This is a genomic window from Enterobacter cloacae complex sp. FDA-CDC-AR_0132 (assembly GCF_003010695.1).
Lineage (GTDB): Bacteria > Pseudomonadota > Gammaproteobacteria > Enterobacterales > Enterobacteriaceae > Enterobacter > Enterobacter ludwigii.
Genome location: NZ_CP027618.1, coordinates 3,284,613 through 3,303,258 on the forward strand (window position 1 = coordinate 3,284,613; position 18,646 = coordinate 3,303,258).

Sequence of the window (18,646 nt, forward strand, 5' to 3'; positions counted from 1 at the left end):
ACCGGCTGTGTTTAAGTCTGTTTTGGCTGTTATCCATAGAGTATAGATAGCGGACAAAAGAGACTGTGATGGAGAGAGTGTTAAAAAGGCCCCACGTATGTGGAGCCTTTATTGTACGCCTTTTAACGCGTGATTTCAGTCAATTCCACTTACATGGACTGAGTGAAAGTACGGGTGATAACGTCCTGCTGCTGTTCTTTCGTCAGGGAGTTAAAACGTACTGCGTAGCCGGATACACGGATGGTCAGCTGAGGATATTTCTCAGGGTGTTCCATCGCATCAAGCAGCATTTCACGGTTCATTACGTTCACGTTCAGGTGCTGACCACCTTCAATGGACGCTTCGTGGTGGAAGTAACCATCCATCAGACCCGCGAGGTTAGTTTTACGTACTTCGTCGTCTTTACCCAGCGCATTTGGCACGATAGAGAAGGTGTAAGAGATACCATCTTTCGCGTAAGCAAACGGCAGTTTAGCAACGGAGGTCAGAGAGGCAACAGCACCTTTCTGGTCACGACCGTGCATTGGGTTAGCACCAGGACCGAATGGCGCACCTGCGCGACGACCGTCTGGGGTGTTACCGGTTTTCTTACCATACACAACGTTAGACGTGATGGTCAGAACAGACTGAGTCGGGATAGCGTTACGGTAAGTGGTCAGTTTCTGAATTTTCTTCATGAAACGTTCAACCAGGTCAACCGCCATGTCATCAACGCGAGAGTCGTTGTTACCAAACTGCGGATATTCGCCTTCGATTTCGAAGTCAACAGCCAGACCGTCTTCGTCACGAATTGGTTTAACTTTCGCATATTTGATTGCAGACAGGGAGTCAGCCGCAACGGACAGACCTGCGATACCACACGCCATGGTGCGGATAACGTCACGGTCATGCAGCGCCATCAGAGAGGCTTCGTAGCTGTACTTGTCGTGCATGTAGTGGATAACGTTCAGGGCAGTGACGTACTGTTTAGCCAGCCAGTCCATGAAGTGATCCATACGCTCCATGACTTCATCGAAGTTCAGAACGTCGCCTTTGATTGGTTCAGATTTAGGACCAACCTGCATTTTCAGTTTTTCATCAACGCCGCCGTTGATTGCGTACAGCATGGTTTTCGCCAGGTTTGCACGCGCACCGAAGAACTGCATTTGTTTACCAACAACCATTGGGCTTACGCAGCATGCGATAGCGTAGTCATCGTTGTTGAAGTCCGGACGCATCAGGTCATCGTTCTCGTACTGCAGAGAAGAGGTGTCGATGGACACTTTAGCGGCGAATTTCTTGAAGTTCAGAGGCAGTTTTTCAGACCACAGAACGGTGATGTTCGGCTCCGGAGAAGGACCCATGGTGTACAGGGTGTTCAGGAAGCGGAAGCTGTTTTTGGTAACCAGAGTACGGCCATCAACACCCATACCACCGATAGATTCCGTTGCCCAGATTGGGTCACCAGAGAACAGCTCATCGTATTCAGGGGTACGCAGGAAGCGAACCATACGCAGTTTCATGACCAGGTGGTCAATCATTTCCTGAGCGTCTTGCTCGGTGATTTTGCCCGCTTTCATATCACGTTCGATGTAAGCATCCAGGAAGGTGGATACACGACCGAAGGACATTGCTGCACCGTTCTGAGACTTAACAGCGGCCAGGTAGCCGAAGTAGGTCCACTGGATAGCTTCCTGAGCGTTGGTTGCAGGACCAGAGATATCGCAGCCATATTTAGCCGCCATTTCTTTGATCTGACCCAGCGCGCGATGCTGTTCAGCGATTTCTTCACGCAGACGAATAGTCGCTTCCAGGTTTACACCGTTTTCCAAATCAGACTGCAGGGAAACAAACTGCGCGTATTTGTCTTTCATCAGGAAGTCGATACCGTACAGCGCAACGCGACGGTAGTCACCGATGATACGGCCACGGCCATAGGCATCTGGCAGACCAGTCAGAACGCCAGATTTACGGCAGTTCAGAATGTCTTTGGTGTAAACATCGAATACACCCTGGTTGTGGGTTTTGCGGTATTCGGTGAAGATTTTTTTCAGCATTGGGTCCAGCTCGCGGTTATACGCTTTGCAGGAACCTTCAACCATTTTGATACCACCGAACGGGATGATCGCACGTTTCAGTGGTGCTTCAGTTTGCAGACCAACGATTTTCTCAAGGGCTTTGTTAATGTAGCCAGCATCGTGAGAAGTGATGGTAGAAGCAACGGAGGTGTCAAAATCAACTGGCGCGTGAGTGCGGTTTTCCAGTTTTACGCCTTCCATTACGCTGTCCCACAGCTTGGTGGTCGCGTCAGTTGCACCAGCCAGGAAGGATTCGTCACCTTCATACGGGGTATAGTTTTTCTGAATGAAGTCACGTACGTTTACTTCATTCTGCCAGTCACCTTTCGCAAAACCTTCCCAGGCTGTGGCTAACTTTTCATTAAGCTCGGACATGTAACACCTACCTTCTTAAGTGGATTTTTTATTTACTGCCTGAGATAACCATCAATGATGGTCGTCGCCACGCAGGTAAATGACCCAGTATGTCAACCCAACTAACAGACCCCCACCGATAATGTTCCCGATAGTGACAGGGATCAGGTTATCAGTAATGAAATTCATAATAGTCAGGTGAGAGAAACTTTCCGGGGTTGAACCAACAGCAGTCCAGAACTCCGGGCTTGCAAAGTTGCGGATTACAATTCCCATGGGGATCATAAACATGTTCGCAATACTGTGCTCGAAGCCGCTGGCAACAAACATCGCAACCGGCAGAACCATAATCATGGCTTTATCCATCAGGCTACGACCCGAGTAGCTCATCCAGACAGCCAGGCAGACCATCAGGTTAGCGAGGATGCCGAGAGCAACGGCTTCGATAAATGTGTGGTGCATTTTGTGGTCTGCGGTCTGCAGGACGTTGAGTCCCCAGCCACCGTTGGCGGTCATATACTCGCCAGAGAGCCACATCAACAGAACAAAGAGCAGACAGCCAATCAGGTTGCCAACATAGACATTAAGCCAGTTGCGCGCCAGTTGACCCCAGGTAATTCTTCCGCTGGCTTTTGCCACGACAATCAACACTGTAGAAGTGAAGAGGTCGGCGCCGCAGATGACGCAAAGAATCAGTCCCAGTGAGAAGCAAATACCGCCAATCAGTTTCGCCATGCCGAAAGGCATCGCGGCAGTACCGGTGGTAGCAGTGATGTAGAAGACAAACGCGATAGAGATGAACACACCAGCCGTGATCGCCAGATAGAACGTCTTCATCGGGTGTTTCGTTGCTTTATAGACACCCGCTTCTTCGGCAACTTTGGCCATAGCAGCTGGGAGTAAAAGATCAAAAGGGTTGTCAGCTTTCACACTAACTCTCTCTTTATTAAGTCGGCGACGAGATACTAACAAAGCATTATAGAAGAGAAATTGATATAGATCATATCTCGCCTGGCTTATAGGCCCGCAATGTGTATGGATTTACAGCAAAAGCGGAGTAAGTATTTGATTATCCGTATAAAAATAAATTTTAAAAGTTATGAAAAGAGTTGAATTATTTCTTTCGGCCACCTCTGCAACAGTTAATTAATATGGAGTAATTACCATAAAAAGTAACAGTAAAGCCCAGGTAAATATTATTATATTTACCCATATTTAACTTTATTATTACAATCAACAGTCATTGCCGAAAAAAATAAAAAACGGGGCAATGAAATTGCCCCGTAATATAGCCCAGACGATTGAATACGCCTACAGCTGATAATGTTATATGCGCTTATTTTGACCAGTAAGCGGATTTCGCCTTCTGCAATTTTTCATACGCTTTCAGCAGAGACTGATGTGCCGGGAAGGCTTTCAGGTCGCTATCCACAGCCTGAAGACCATAGAACGGCGCTTCACCGCTCAGTGCTGCGCTGGCGGCTTCAACGGCGTCAGCACCGTACATGCGAACAAACGCATTCAGGTATTGCAGCGGCTGACGATCTTCTTCCTGCGCGAGAAGCAGCAGGGTTTGCAGGCAGCGATAGTAGTTAGTGCGCTCGGCAGAGAAGACAGACTGGTTAAACTCCATAGTCCACTCGGTCCAGGCCAGAGCCTGATCCAGATCGCCGCCAGCCAGTGCCAGCATTGCTTTCAGCTCACCAATACGCAGGGTATACCAGCCGTTATCTTTACCGGTCGCCAGACCCAGCAGCTCGCGTACGCGGGTGAAGTCATCATGGCCTTCCTCGTCCAGTTGCGCGATCAGGTTCAGGTAATCTTCTTTTTCCCATTCGCTGCCCGGCAAGGCCAGCAGGGTTTCACGCAGGTGCGCGCCCATGCTGTTGTTCGCCAGCCACAGATCTTCTGCCGGATAGATGTCGGACATGCCCGGCACCAGAATGCGGCAGGCGTACACGCCAAGGTGTTCGTAGTCAGCGATGTAGACTTCTTTATCTTCCGCCTTAAAGATAGCCATCAGCGTGGCGAACTCTTCTTCGGTGGTACCTGCAAAGCTCCAGTCGACGAACGGATAGTCCGCGTCCTGCTTAAACAGATCCCAGGAGATCAAACCGCTGGAGTCGATGAAGTGGGTTTCAAGGTTGGTGTGCTCGGCCACTTCTTCGTCGTCAAAGGTTGGTGGCGTAAACACGTCCAGATCTTTCAGGCCACGGCCCTGCAGTAATTCGGTGACGGTACGCTCCAGCGCCACGCCAAAGTCAGGGTGCGCGCCGAAGGAGGCGAAGCAGGTTCCGTTTTCAGGGTTAAACAGCACCACACAGATAACCGGGTATTTACCGCCCAGCGAGCCGTCATAGGCAAAGATTGGGAAACCTTCCGCTTCCAGCCTGGCGATGGATTCCACCACGCCCGGGTAGCGCGCCAGCACGTCAGCCGGAATTTCAGGCAGGCTGATGGATTCGGCAATGATGCGGTTTTTAATGTGGCGTTCGAAGACTTCAGACAGCCCCTGTACGCGCGCTTCATTACGGGTATTACCGGCAGACATACCGTTGGACACATACAGGTTGCCAACGATGTTCATCGGGATATAGACGGTCTGCTCATCAGACTGACGCGTGAACGGCAGGGCGCAGATACCACGATCCTCATTGCCGGACTGCAGATCGATCAGCATGCTGGCGGTCAGTTCGTTTTCCGGATCGTAGAACGCACGCAGACGCGCGTCGAGAATGCCTTCCGGCAGCGCGTCGTCTTCAGGCAGCGGGAACCATTTTTCGTTTGGATAGTGCACAAACGGGCCGTTGGCGATGGTTTCACCCAGCCAGAAATCGGCGAAGAAATAGTTGGTCGACAGACGTTCAAAATACTCACCCAGCGCAGAGGCCAGTGCCGCTTTTTTTGTCGCGCCTTTACCATTGGTAAAGCACAGGGCACACTCTTTATCGCGAATATGCACGGACCAGACATGAGGCACCGGGTTGAGCCAGGAGGCTTCTTCGATATTAAAGCCCAGGTCGGTCAGTTTCTGCTGGAAGCGAGCGATGGAATCTTCCAGAGCGGCGTCTTTGCCGGGGATAAACGTTTGAGTCATGGCGTTCACTTTTATCGTACGTAAAGCGCGCAATGATACGGGTTTTGCGTGACAGGTGCTATCTTCGGCGAAAATAAAAGACTCGACTATGCTTACAGACAGTAACTTACTGTTAAGGCATAGAAAAATGAAAGCATTTGATCTCCAGCGGATGGCGTTTGATAAAGTTCCTCCCGAATTTTTGGGCGAAGTGGCCCTGCGCAGCCTGTATACCTTTGTATTGGTCTTTCTGTTTCTCAAAATCACCGGGCGGCGTGGCGTCCGGCAGATGTCCCTCTTTGAGGTGCTGATTATTCTGACGCTGGGTTCAGCGGCGGGGGATGTCGCCTTTTACGACGATGTGCCGATGGTGCCGGTCTTTATCGTTTTTGTCTCACTGGCGCTACTTTACCGGCTTGTCATGTGGCTGATGTCGAAAAGTGAAAAGCTGGAAGATCTTCTCGAAGGGAAGCCGGTGGTTATCGTCGAGAACGGGCGGCTGGCCTGGGAAAATGTACAGAGTGCCAACATGACCGAGTTCGAGTTTTTTATGGAACTGCGTCTGAATAGTGTCGAACAACTCGGGCAGGTGCGGCTGGCAATCATGGAAACGAACGGGCAAATCAGCGTCTATTACTATGCTGACGACGAGGTGAAGCCGGGGCTCTGTATTCTGCCGGATATGCTTATTGAGCGTTTCACGACCGTGCCTGAGTCAGGCGAATATGCCTGTATAAGATGTAGCCATGTTGTGGCGATGCAGCCGGGCGATCATCAATTATGTCCCCGCTGTACAAATCCGGAATGGACGAAGGTTAGCCGGGCCAAACGCCTTACCTGACAGCCATATTGTCGGTTTTGCCGCAGTGAGATGGCAGATTGTATTGTGTGACGCGGGACACATTTCACCGGTCATAAGTTTTAGACATTGCGGCGCGTGTCACTGAATGATAAAACCGATATCCACAGTTATAACTTATTGCTTTTAGCGTGGTGAGGGGAAATGGCTCAAGTCTTTAATTTCAGTTCAGGTCCGGCGATGTTGCCGGCAGACGTGCTTAAACAGGCTCAACAGGAACTTTGCGACTGGAACGGTCTGGGTACGTCGGTGATGGAAATCAGCCACCGTGGTAAAGAGTTTATTCAGGTGGCGGAAGAGGCAGAAAAGGATTTTCGCGATCTGCTGAACATTCCCTCAAACTACAAAGTTTTGTTCTGCCACGGCGGTGGCCGCGGTCAGTTTGCTGGCGTCCCGCTGAATATCCTCGGCGACAAAACCACGGCAGACTACGTTGATGCGGGTTACTGGGCGGCAAGTGCGGTTAAAGAAGCCAAAAAGTACTGCTCGCCAAATGTTATCGACGCCAAAATTACCGTTGATGGCCTGCGTGCCGTGAAGCCGATGAGCGAATGGCAGCTCTCTGATAACGCTGCGTACCTGCACTATTGCCCAAATGAAACCATCGACGGGATTGCCATCGACGAGACCCCGAACTTCGGTAAAGACGTCGTGGTTGCAGCCGATTTCTCCTCTACCATTTTGTCCGCGCCAATTGACGTCAGCCGCTACGGTGTTATCTATGCGGGTGCGCAGAAAAATATCGGCCCGGCGGGTTTGACGATCGTCATCGTGCGCGAAGATTTGCTGGGTAAAGCCCATCAGTCTTGCCCGTCTATTCTGGATTATACGGTCCTCAACGATAACGACTCCATGTTCAACACCCCCCCTACGTTTGCCTGGTACCTCTCTGGACTGGTCTTTAAATGGCTCAAGCAAAACGGCGGCGTGGCGCAGATGGACAAAATCAATCAGCAGAAAGCCGACCTGCTGTATGGCGTGATCGATAAGAGCGATTTCTACCGTAACGATGTCGCGAAAGCTAACCGTTCTCGTATGAATGTGCCGTTCCAGCTGGCGGACAGCAACCTGGATAAAGTCTTCCTGGAAGCGTCCTTCGCTGCAGGCCTGCATGCGCTGAAAGGCCACCGTGTTGTAGGCGGTATGCGTGCCTCTATCTATAACGCGATGCCGCTGGAAGGGGTTAAAACCCTGACCGATTTCATGATCGACTTCGAACGTCGCCACGGTTAATTACGCTGTTTTCACCCCCGTAGCCCTGCTGCGGGGTTTTTATTATGTTGAGTTGAGAGTTAAGTTTCATGGAATCCCTGACGTTACAACCTATCGCGCGGGTAGATGGCACTATTAATCTGCCTGGTTCAAAAAGTGTCTCGAACCGCGCTCTGCTGCTGGCAGCTCTGGCAAACGGCACCACCGTCCTCACAAACCTGCTGGACAGCGATGACGTGCGCCATATGCTCAATGCGCTGAAAGCGTTGGGAGTTCATTACACGCTGTCTGACGACCGCACCCGCTGTGAAGTGACCGGCAACGGCGGCGCGTTACGCTCGGCTGAAGAGCGTGAACTGTTTCTGGGTAATGCGGGGACGGCGATGCGACCGCTGGCGGCGGCCCTGTGCCTGGGCAGCAACAATATTGTGCTGACCGGTGAGCCACGCATGAAAGAGCGTCCCATTGGCCATCTGGTAGATGCCCTTCGTCAGGGCGGCGCGCAGATTGAGTATCTGGAGCAGGAAAATTACCCGCCTATGCGTCTGCGCGGTGGTTTCAATGGCGGTAACGTCGAGGTGGATGGCAGCGTCTCCAGCCAGTTCCTGACGGCTCTGCTGATGACTGCGCCGCTGGCACCACAGGATACGGTCATCACCATCAAAGGCGACCTGGTCTCTAAACCGTACATTGATATTACGCTGCACCTGATGAAAACCTTTGGGGTTGAGGTGGAAAACCGCGCTTATCAGCAATTCGTGGTTCGCGGTGCGCAGCAGTACCAGTCTCCGGGTCATTACCTTGTGGAAGGTGATGCTTCGTCTGCCTCCTATTTCCTGGCGGCAGGGGCGATTAAGGGCGGTACGGTGAAAGTGACCGGCATTGGCCGTAACAGCGTTCAGGGCGATATCCGTTTTGCTGACGTGCTGGAAAAAATGGGCGCCACGATTACCTGGGGCGATGATTTCATCTCCTGCACCCATGGCGAGCTGAACGCTATCGATATGGACATGAACCATATCCCGGATGCGGCGATGACCATTGCCACGGCGGCGCTCTTCGCAAAAGGCACCACGACGCTGCGTAACATTTACAACTGGCGCGTAAAAGAGACTGACCGTCTGTTCGCAATGGCGACCGAACTGCGTAAAGTGGGCGCCGAAGTGGAGGAGGGCGAAGACTACATCCGCGTCACGCCTCCGGCAAAACTGCAGTTTGCGGAAATCGGCACCTATAACGATCACCGCATGGCAATGTGCTTCTCGCTGGTGGCGCTCTCCGATACGCCGGTGACCATTCTCGACCCGAAATGTACGGCGAAAACCTTCCCGGACTACTTCGAGCAATTGGCGCGTATCAGTACCCCTGCCTGATTTGCCTTCGCGCCAGCCTCTGTGCTGGCGCGCTTACAGCGTTCCCACTCATTGACGTGATGATCTACACTTCTGAAGATGTGCGCCTGCCGCCTGCAAGCAACGCGAACGATGTAGAAGTATCATTGCGCAATAATTCTTCATCTAAATACCTGTAATTCGCGTTTTTGCACACAACGTTAACGATTGTGGGCATTGGCGCGTATAATGCGCGGCGTTTACGTTAACGGTATGCCTGTTTAAGGAGATAAAGATGACGGCAATTGCCCCGGTCATAACCATTGATGGCCCAAGCGGTGCAGGAAAGGGCACCTTGTGCAAGGCAATGGCGGAAGCATTGCAATGGCATCTGCTGGACTCTGGTGCTATTTACCGCGTGTTAGCGCTTGCGGCGCTGCATCACCATGTTGATGTGGCCTCCGAAGACGCGCTGGTTCCGCTGGCTACCCATCTTGATGTTCGCTTTATCTCAACCAACGGAAATCTGGAAGTGATTCTCGAAGGTGAAGATGTCAGCGGTGAAATTCGTACTCAGGACGTGGCGAATGCCGCTTCACAGGTTGCCGCTTTCCCGCGCGTGCGTGAAGCACTGCTGCGCCGTCAACGCGCCTTCCGCGAACTGCCTGGCCTGATCGCTGACGGGCGTGACATGGGAACCGTTGTCTTCCCTGATGCGCCGGTGAAAATTTTCCTCGACGCCTCCTCGGAAGAACGGGCTCAACGCCGCATGCTTCAGTTGCAGGAAAAGGGGTTTAGTGTTAACTTTGATCGCCTTTTGTCCGAGATAAAAGAGCGCGATGACCGCGATCGTAACCGCGCCGTCGCCCCACTTGTTCCTGCAGAAGATGCATTAGTTCTGGATTCAACCAGTTTAACTATTGAGCAAGTGATTGAAAAAGCGCTACAATATGCGCGCCAAAAACTGGCACTCGCGTAATTGCGACCGATTTAGCAGTACCCCCGCTGCAATGGATTGACGGCGGGTATGTGAAACAACCCCATCCGGCACGGAGCCAGGTGGACGTTATATTAACCTGAAGATTAAACATGACTGAATCTTTTGCTCAACTATTTGAAGAATCCTTAAAAACAATCGAAACCCGTCCGGGTTCCATCGTTCGTGGTGTTGTTGTTGCTATCGACAAAGACGTAGTACTGGTTGACGCCGGTCTGAAATCTGAGTCCGCCATTCCGGCAGAGCAGTTCAAAAACGCCCAGGGCGAGCTGGAAATCCAGGTTGGTGACGAAGTTGACGTTGCTCTGGATGCAGTAGAAGACGGCTTCGGCGAAACCCTGCTTTCCCGTGAAAAAGCTAAACGTCACGAAGCTTGGATCACGCTGGAAAAAGCTTACGAAGAAGCTGAAACTGTGGTCGGTGTTATCAACGGCAAAGTTAAAGGTGGCTTCACTGTTGAGCTGAATGGTATTCGTGCGTTCCTGCCAGGTTCTCTGGTAGACGTTCGTCCAGTCCGTGACACCCTGCACCTCGAAGGCAAAGAGCTTGAGTTCAAAGTAATCAAGCTGGACCAGAAGCGTAACAACGTTGTTGTATCCCGTCGTGCCGTTATCGAATCCGAAAACAGCGCAGAACGCGATCAGCTGCTGGAAAACCTGCAGGAAGGCATGGAAGTCAAAGGTATCGTTAAGAACCTCACTGACTACGGCGCATTCGTTGACCTGGGCGGCGTTGATGGCCTGCTGCACATCACCGACATGGCTTGGAAACGCGTTAAGCACCCAAGCGAAATCGTGAACGTGGGCGACGAAATCACTGTTAAAGTGCTGAAGTTCGACCGCGAGCGTACTCGTGTATCCCTCGGCCTGAAACAGCTGGGCGAAGATCCATGGGTAGCTATCGCTAAGCGTTACCCAGAAGGTACTAAACTGACTGGTCGCGTTACCAACCTGACTGACTACGGCTGCTTCGTTGAAATCGAAGAAGGCGTTGAAGGCCTGGTGCACGTTTCCGAAATGGACTGGACCAACAAAAACATCCACCCATCCAAAGTTGTTAACGTTGGTGATGTAGTGGAAGTTATGGTTCTGGATATCGACGAAGAACGTCGTCGTATCTCCCTGGGCCTGAAACAGTGCAAAAACAACCCATGGCAGCAGTTCGCGGAAACCCACAACAAGGGTGACCGTGTTGAAGGTAAAATCAAGTCTATCACTGACTTCGGTATCTTCATCGGCCTGGACGGCGGCATCGATGGCCTGGTTCACCTGTCTGACATCTCCTGGAACGTTGCAGGCGAAGAAGCAGTTCGTGAATACAAAAAAGGCGACGAAATCGCTGCAGTTGTTCTGCAGGTTGACGCAGAGCGTGAACGTATCTCCCTGGGCGTTAAACAGCTCGCAGAAGATCCGTTCAACAACTGGGTTGCACTGAACAAGAAAGGCGCAATCGTAAACGGTAAAGTCACTGCAGTTGACGCTAAAGGCGCAACCGTAGAACTGGCTGACGGCGTTGAAGGTTACCTGCGCGCTTCTGAAGCTTCACGTGACCGCGTTGAAGATGCGACTCTGGTTCTGAACGTTGGTGACGACGTTGAAGCTAAGTTCACCGGTGTTGACCGTAAGAACCGTGCAATCAGCCTGTCTGTTCGTGCTAAAGACGAAGCTGATGAGAAAGATGCAATCGCCACTGTTAACAAACAGGAAGATGCAAACTTCTCTAACAACGCAATGGCTGAAGCTTTCAAAGCAGCTAAAGGCGAGTAATATCAGGTTGTCCGCATCATTTTGAGCTGTAACGCATTTACAGCGAGAAGGATGAGGAGCAAACTTGACAGATTAGAGGATTCGTCCTGTAATCAATAACAAAGGGCGGCTACGGCCGCCCTTGTTTAATGAGCTGTTCAGCTAATTGGTTTGAAAGGAACCGGAGGAATCATGACCAAGTCAGAATTGATTGAAAGACTTGCCAGTCAGCAACCGCATATCCCTGCGAAAGCAGTGGAGGATGCCGTAAAAGAGATGCTGGAGCATATGGCCTCCACTCTTGCCCAGGGCGAGCGCATTGAAATCCGCGGTTTCGGTAGTTTTTCTCTGCACTATCGTGCTCCACGTACCGGGCGTAACCCGAAAACTGGCGATAAAGTCGAACTGGAAGGTAAGTACGTTCCACACTTTAAGCCGGGTAAAGAACTGCGCGATCGCGCCAACATTTACGGCAACTGAGTTTAGCCATCAGCGCTAAACTGGGTTCGAAAGAAAGCACCTGCGGGTGCTTTTTTTGTGCCTGCCGCTTTTATTCTGAAGATGCCGCGCAATTTTCCTTTTGTTTTCTGCAAACGGATAAAAATGTTTCAGCGCCCGCTGTAAACCGTGTTTCTTCTGGCTGACGACTCACCCTGCCTGCTTCCATACTGTCACCCTCAAACAGGGAGGTAGTAATGGGCATTCCCGCGATAAGTTTTTGCGCCATTCTGGCGATCATGCCGTTACTCTGGTTACCCGTCCTGCCTGAACGTCATACCGTGTGGGTAATGATAGCCAGTGGGATAGCGCTGGCCGCCCAGCGATACAACGTCCTGAAGTATATGGGGATCATGGTGTTATTTTGTGCCTGGGGTCTTCTTGCTGCGCAGGAAAGCGTCTGGCCGATGCAACATTTAACGACGGGAGCAGTGCAGGCAGAGATAGAAATCACGGCCACCGATGGTGCAACAATGCATAAGGGCAACATTCTGCGTGTCGATGGTCAACGCTGGTGGGCATCCACGGGCGTGACGCTGTATGGCAATTACCTGCCGCAAAAGGTGTGTGCCGGTCAGCGCTGGGCCATGACGCTCAGGCTCCGGCCTGTGCATGGCGAGCTAAACGACGGGGGATATGATCCCCAGCGAAGCGCCTTTGCCCGACACCAGACGCTCAGCGGACGTTTCACGCAGGCGAAAATCGTCGATGAAAACTGCAGCTTGCGTGCTCAGTACCTGATGTCTCTGCAACAGCGACTTTCTGCTTTTCACTGGGGCGCGGTTATGCTTGGGCTGGGGATGGGAGAACGTCTGGAGGTGCCCCGGGAAATTAAAGATCTGATGCGCGACACCGGCACGTTGCACCTGATGGCAATTTCGGGTCTGCATATTGCGCTGGCCGCATCCATCGTCTGGTTACTTGCGCGTGGGCTTCAGTTTTTGATGCCGGGCCACTGGATCCACTGGCAGATTCCTCTCCTGGCCGGGTTGCTCTTTGCCGCTTTCTACGCCTGGCTTACCGGGCTGCAACCGCCCGCATTGCGAACGGTTATCGCACTTGCCGTGCTGGCGGCATTGCGCATTGGCGCCCGTCAGTGGTCTCCCTGGCAGGTGTGGTGTTGCTGTATCGCGGCAATCCTGATAAGGGATCCCTTAGCCGTGCTTTCTCAAAGTCTGGCCCTTTCAGCTTTTGCCGTCGCCGCGCTGATTTTCTGGTTTCAGTGGCTGCCTCTTCCTCGCGGGCACCGGGTTCGCTGGTTACAGCCTTTGCTGAATCTGCTCTATCTGCAAACCGGCATGTTGCTTCTGCTCATGCCATTACAGGTGCTGATTTTTCATGGGTTTAGCCTCTCTTCCCTGGTGGCTAATCTCTTTGCCGTCCCCCTGGTCACTTTAGTCTGCGTACCGCTGATCCTGGCCGGAATGTTGCTTCATCTGTTGCCGCTGACGGCGCTGGAAAGTGCCCTCTGGCTTGCAGCCGATAAATCCCTGGGGGGGTTGTTCTGGATGCTGATGCGCCTGCCGGATGGCTGGCAGAATGTAGATGAACGGTGGCAATACCTGACGTTATTGCCCTGGCTTGCCATTATCGGCTGGCGCTTTCATGCCTGGAAATCCGTTCCTGCAGTTTGTCTGGCAGGGAGTATCTTACTGGCATTTCCGCTCTGGCGAACGGTGAGGAGTGAGGGCTGGACACTGCATATGCTGGATGTGGGGCAGGGACTGGCAATGGTCATTGAACGCCATGGTAAAGCCCTTCTTTATGATACCGGGCTCGCCTGGCCGGGTGGTGATAGCGCCCGGCAGTTAATCATTCCGTGGCTACGCTGGCACCATTTGCAACCAGAAGGCGTCATTCTCAGTCATGAGCATCTCGACCATGCGGGCGGCCTGGCGACGCTGCAAAAAACATGGCCCACGTTATGGATAAGAAGCCCGTTAGGCCGGGCGGAACATCGGCCTTGTTTTCGCGGGCAGAGATGGATGTGGGAGGGGTTAACCTTCACCGTCCACTGGCCACCTGCGGGCTATTCCGAAAGGGGGAACAATCGCTCCTGCGTGGTAAAAATCGACGATGGTGAGCAGAGTGCGTTGCTTACGGGGGATATTGAAGCGCAAGCGGAACAGACTATGCTTAGCCATTACTGGCGTCATCTGACGTCCACTGTAATACAGGTACCCCATCATGGCAGCAATACGTCTTCATCATTGCCACTGGTGCAGCGGGTAGAGGGGAGGATCGCGCTCGATTCTGCGGCCCGCTATAACGCATGGCATTTTCCGTCGGCAAAAGTTATCAGACGTTATCGAAAAGAGGGCTATATCTGGCACGATACCCCCCATTCTGGACAAATATCGGTGACATTCTCGCAACATCGATGGCAAATACAGCGCGTACGTGATGAATATTTACCGCGTTGGTATCATCAGTGGTTTGGCGCGCCCGTAGATAACGGGTAGAATATGCGGCTATTTCAACAGATGCTGGTTTTTTGAATGCATAACGACAAAGATCTCTCCACGTGGCAAACCTTCCGCCGACTCTGGCCGATGATTGCACCTTTTAAAGCAGGCTTGATCGTGGCGGGTGTAGCGTTAGTCCTCAACGCAGCCAGCGATACGTTTATGTTATCGCTTCTCAAACCGTTACTGGATGACGGTTTTGGTAAAACAGATCGCTCAGTGCTGATATGGATGCCACTGGTGGTTATTGGACTGATGATCTTACGCGGTATCACCAGCTACATTTCGAGCTACTGTATCTCCTGGGTTTCCGGGAAAGTCGTTATGACCATGCGCCGTCGGCTGTTTGGCCACATGATGGGCATGCCAGTAGCGTTCTTTGATAAGCAGTCTACCGGTACCTTGCTGTCACGTATTACCTACGACTCCGAGCAGGTGGCATCATCGTCGTCCAACGCGCTGATTACCGTGGTGCGTGAAGGTGCATCGATTATCGGTCTGTTCATCATGATGTTCTATTACAGCTGGCAGCTGTCACTGATCCTTATCGTGCTGGCACCGGTTGTCTCTATTGCTATTCGCGTCGTTTCAAAGCGTTTTCGCAACATCAGTAAGAATATGCAGAACACGATGGGCCAGGTTACGACCAGCGCTGAGCAGATGCTGAAAGGGCATAAAGAGGTGTTGATTTTCGGCGGGCAGGAAGTCGAAACCAAACGCTTTGATAAAGTCAGCAACAAAATGCGTCTGCAGGGGATGAAAATGGTTTCGGCCTCTTCAATTTCTGACCCTATCATCCAGCTGATCGCTTCTCTGGCGCTGGCCTTTGTTCTGTATGCGGCCAGCTTCCCGAGCGTGATGGAGACGCTGACGGCAGGTACCATCACCGTGGTCTTCTCATCGATGATTGCCCTGATGCGTCCGCTGAAATCACTGACGAACGTCAACGCTCAGTTCCAGCGCGGGATGGCTGCCTGCCAGACCCTGTTCAGCATTCTGGATACCGAACAGGAGAAAGATGAAGGTAAACGCGAGATTGAACGCGCCCACGGCGATGTTGAATTCCGCAATGTGACTTTCTCCTATCCTGGCCGTGAAACGCCGGCTTTGCGTAATATCAACCTGTCCATTCCCGCGGGTAAAACCGTTGCGCTGGTAGGCCGCTCCGGCTCTGGTAAATCCACCATCGCCAGCCTGATCACCCGTTTCTATGATATCGACGAGGGTGAAATCCTGCTGGATGGCCATGACCTGCGGGAGTATACCCTGCAGTCCCTGCGTAACCAGGTGGCGCTGGTCTCCCAGAATGTGCATCTCTTCAACGATACAGTGGCAAACAACATTGCCTATGCGCGTACAGAAGAGTACAGCCGTGCGGAGATTGAAAAGGCGGCTCGTATGGCCTATGCGATGGACTTTATCAACAAGATGGATAACGGTCTGGATACCATTATCGGTGAGAACGGTGTACTGCTCTCCGGTGGCCAGCGCCAGCGTATCGCCATTGCTCGTGCGCTGTTGCGTGATAGCCCGATTCTGATTCTGGATGAAGCAACCTCTGCGCTGGATACGGAATCTGAACGTGCCATTCAGTCTGCGCTGGATGAGCTGCAAAAGAACCGTACGTCGCTGGTGATTGCGCACCGTCTGTCGACTATCGAGCAGGCTGACGAAATCGTCGTTGTTGAAGATGGCGTGATTGTCGAACGCGGAAGCCACTCTGATTTGCTGGCGCACCGCGGCGTGTACGCCCAACTGCATAAGATGCAATTCGGCGAATGATTGCACGCATCTGGTCCGGTGAATCACCGCTGTGGCTGCTGCTTCTGCCGCTTTCCTGGCTTTATGGCCTGGTGAGCGGCCTCATTCGTCTGCTTTACCGCCTGGGGTTAAAGCGAGCATGGCGCGCGCCGGTGCCGGTTGTCGTGGTGGGTAACCTGACGGCTGGCGGCAACGGTAAAACACCGGTGGTGATCTGGCTGGTGGAGCAACTGCAAAAACGCGGTATACGCCCAGGCGTGGTATCGCGTGGGTATGGCGGAAAAGCGGCACAGTATCCCCTGTTGCTGACGGCGGAAACTACGACCGCTGAAGCGGGTGATGAGCCAGTATTGATATACCAGCGTACAGGTGCACCTGTTGCGGTTTCCCCGGTACGCAGTGATGCCGTTCAGGCACTTCTTGCCGAACACACGGTAGACATTATTATTACTGACGATGGTCTGCAGCATTACGCGCTGGCGCGTGATAAAGAGATTGTGGTCATTGACGGGGTTCGCCGGTTCGGTAACGGCTGGTGGCTACCCGCCGGACCAATGCGCGAACGTGCTTCGCGTCTCAGGTCCGTTGATGCGGTGATTGTTAACGGTGGAGAGGCCAAACCGGGTGAGATCCCTATGCATCTCAGGCCGGGAATGGCGGTGAATCTGTTGACCGGAGAGCGCCGTGCTGTCTCGTTGTTACCCGCGCTGGTGGCCATGGCGGGTATCGGTCATCCTCCGCGTTTCTTCGCGACGCTGGAACAGTGTGGTGCCCGGCTTGAAAAACGCGTTCCGCTGGCCGATCATCAGGCGCTGGTGCCAGATCAGGTCGCGGCCCTGACTGCGCCGGGGCAGACGCTAATCATGACTGAAAAAGATGCGGTGAAATGCCGTGCCTTTGCGAAGGATAACTGGTGGTATCTGCCGGTTGACGCTGAACTCAGCGGTGAGCAACCGGAACAATTGCTCAAGGAACTGATTGCGTTAGTGCAGTAATGGCTTACGCGGTTCTGGTGGCGCTTTGACTGACAGGAAAACGCATGTCTTTACCGCAACTCTCGCTTTCAGCCGCACGTCATTTGCACCTTGCCGCACAGGGGCTGCTCAAAAAGCCCCGCCGCCGCGCGCAGCCCGCCGATATTCTCTCTACCGTTCAGCGCATGTCGCTCCTTCAAATTGACACCATTAATATCGTGGCCCGTAGCCCTTACCTTGTGCTGTTTAGTCGACTGGGGAATTATCCGCCTCAGTGGCTGGATGACGCGCTCAGTAAGGGGGACTTAATGGAGTACTGGGCGCACGAGGCCTGTTTCCTGCCGCGCAGCGATTTTGCCCTGGTTCGCCATCGCATGCTGGCCCCCGAAAAGATGGGCTGGAAATACCGCCAGGAATGGATGCAGGAGCACGCGACTGAAATTGCACAGCTTATCGAGCATATTCAGCAAAACGGTCCTGTACGTTCCGCCGATTTTGAACATCCGAGAAAAGGGACCAGCGGCTGGTGGGAGTGGAAGCCGCACAAACGCCACCTTGAAGGACTGTTTACGTCCGGCAAAGTCATGGTGATTGAACGGCGTAATTTTCAGCGCGTGTATGACCTGACGCACCGCGTGATGCCCCACTGGGACGATGAGCGTGACTTACTCACCCAGGAGGCAGCGGAAGCCATCATGCTGGAAAACAGCGCCCGCAGTCTGGGCATTTTCCGGCCGCAGTGGCTGGCGGATTACTATCGCCTTCGCCAGCCGGCCCTGAAACCGCTGCTGGAAATGTGGCAGCGTGAACATCGTGTTATCCCCGTCACGGTAGAAACCCTCGGGGACATGTGGCTGCATTCGGATCTCCTCCCGCTCTTACCCCAGGCTCTGGACAGTAAGCTTCAGGCAACCCACAGCGCGGTGTTATCGCCTTTCGATCCGGTCGTGTGGGACAGAAAACGGGCCGAACAGCTGTTTAATTTCAGCTATCGGCTTGAGTGTTACACCCCCGCGCCAAAGCGTCAGTACGGCTACTTTGTGTTGCCTCTGCTGCACAAAGGGCAACTGGTCGGTCGAATGGATGCCAAAATGCACCGCAAAACCGGCACGCTGGAGATTATCGCGCTCTATCTTGAAGAGGGGATCAAGACCACAGCGGCGCTGGAAAAAGGATTAACCTCCGCCATTAGCGAATTCGCACGCTGGCAGGGGGCCCACGACGTGGCGCTGGGTCGGGTGCCTGACGGGTTGTTTAGCACCTGTCGACGTGGCTGGGAAACAGACACTCCCTGAAAAAGGAATGTGTTAAGCTTTA

Annotated in this window: 13 protein-coding genes; 10 read left to right on the plus strand and 3 right to left on the minus strand. The window is 52.8% G+C overall.

Annotated elements, in window-relative coordinates; translation table 11 throughout:
• Positions 1-149: 149 nt before the first annotated feature.
• The 3 genes from pflB to ycaO all read right to left on the minus strand — a co-directional run bounded on the left by pflB (position 150) and on the right by ycaO (position 5,508).
• Positions 150-2,432 carry a formate C-acetyltransferase gene (pflB, locus tag AM379_RS15820; protein WP_014169380.1) on the minus strand — a complete coding sequence of 761 codons (2,283 nt, stop codon included), beginning with the start codon at positions 2,430-2,432 and terminating at the stop codon, positions 150-152.
• Between the two features lie 51 nt (positions 2,433-2,483).
• Positions 2,484-3,341 (minus strand): formate transporter FocA, encoded by an 858-nt coding sequence (focA, locus tag AM379_RS15825; RefSeq protein ID WP_025204555.1) that lies wholly within the window; start codon positions 3,339-3,341, stop codon positions 2,484-2,486.
• A 406-nt stretch (positions 3,342-3,747) separates the two neighbouring features.
• The gene (gene ycaO, locus AM379_RS15830; protein WP_032677795.1) at positions 3,748-5,508 is read right to left on the minus strand and encodes a 30S ribosomal protein S12 methylthiotransferase accessory factor YcaO; all 1,761 of its coding nucleotides are present in this window, start codon (positions 5,506-5,508) and stop codon (positions 3,748-3,750) included.
• Positions 5,509-5,635: 127 nt separating this feature from the next.
• On the opposite strand from ycaO, the gene AM379_RS15835 reads away from it, so the two are divergent.
• From AM379_RS15835 to AM379_RS15880, 10 genes are all read left to right on the plus strand, one after another.
• Positions 5,636-6,328, plus strand: a complete 693-nt coding sequence (locus AM379_RS15835; protein ID WP_020884820.1) for a DUF421 domain-containing protein — start codon at positions 5,636-5,638, stop codon at positions 6,326-6,328.
• 162 nt (positions 6,329-6,490) lie between these two features.
• Positions 6,491-7,579 carry a 3-phosphoserine/phosphohydroxythreonine transaminase gene (serC, locus tag AM379_RS15840; RefSeq protein ID WP_025204554.1) on the plus strand — a complete coding sequence of 363 codons (1,089 nt, stop codon included), beginning with the start codon at positions 6,491-6,493 and terminating at the stop codon, positions 7,577-7,579.
• A gap of 68 nt (positions 7,580-7,647) precedes the next feature.
• The gene (aroA, locus tag AM379_RS15845) at positions 7,648-8,931 is read left to right on the plus strand and encodes a 3-phosphoshikimate 1-carboxyvinyltransferase (RefSeq protein WP_032677797.1); all 1,284 of its coding nucleotides are present in this window, start codon (positions 7,648-7,650) and stop codon (positions 8,929-8,931) included.
• Between the two features lie 253 nt (positions 8,932-9,184).
• The gene (gene cmk, locus AM379_RS15850) at positions 9,185-9,868 is read left to right on the plus strand and encodes a (d)CMP kinase (protein ID WP_014169386.1); all 684 of its coding nucleotides are present in this window, start codon (positions 9,185-9,187) and stop codon (positions 9,866-9,868) included.
• Positions 9,869-9,978: 110 nt separating this feature from the next.
• On the plus strand, positions 9,979-11,652 hold the full coding sequence (gene rpsA, locus AM379_RS15855) for a 30S ribosomal protein S1 (protein WP_014169387.1): 1,674 nt from the start codon (positions 9,979-9,981) through the stop codon (positions 11,650-11,652).
• A 171-nt stretch (positions 11,653-11,823) separates the two neighbouring features.
• Positions 11,824-12,111 (plus strand): integration host factor subunit beta, encoded by a 288-nt coding sequence (gene ihfB / locus AM379_RS15860; protein WP_008499965.1) that lies wholly within the window; start codon positions 11,824-11,826, stop codon positions 12,109-12,111.
• A 215-nt stretch (positions 12,112-12,326) separates the two neighbouring features.
• A complete protein-coding gene (locus AM379_RS15865; RefSeq protein WP_106503893.1) occupies positions 12,327-14,591 on the plus strand; it encodes a ComEC family protein in 2,265 nt (754 codons plus the stop codon).
• 36 nt (positions 14,592-14,627) lie between these two features.
• Positions 14,628-16,376 carry a lipid A ABC transporter ATP-binding protein/permease MsbA gene (msbA, locus tag AM379_RS15870; protein ID WP_032677799.1) on the plus strand — a complete coding sequence of 583 codons (1,749 nt, stop codon included), beginning with the start codon at positions 14,628-14,630 and terminating at the stop codon, positions 16,374-16,376.
• Positions 16,373-17,350: a tetraacyldisaccharide 4'-kinase gene (gene lpxK, locus AM379_RS15875; protein WP_032677800.1), complete on the plus strand. Its 978-nt coding sequence runs from the start codon at positions 16,373-16,375 to the stop codon at positions 17,348-17,350. The genes msbA and lpxK overlap by 4 nt, the downstream gene beginning before the upstream one ends.
• A 44-nt stretch (positions 17,351-17,394) precedes the next feature.
• Positions 17,395-18,624, plus strand: coding sequence for a winged helix-turn-helix domain-containing protein (locus AM379_RS15880; protein ID WP_032677802.1), 1,230 nt, complete (start codon positions 17,395-17,397; stop codon positions 18,622-18,624).
• Positions 18,625-18,646 lie beyond the last annotated feature (22 nt).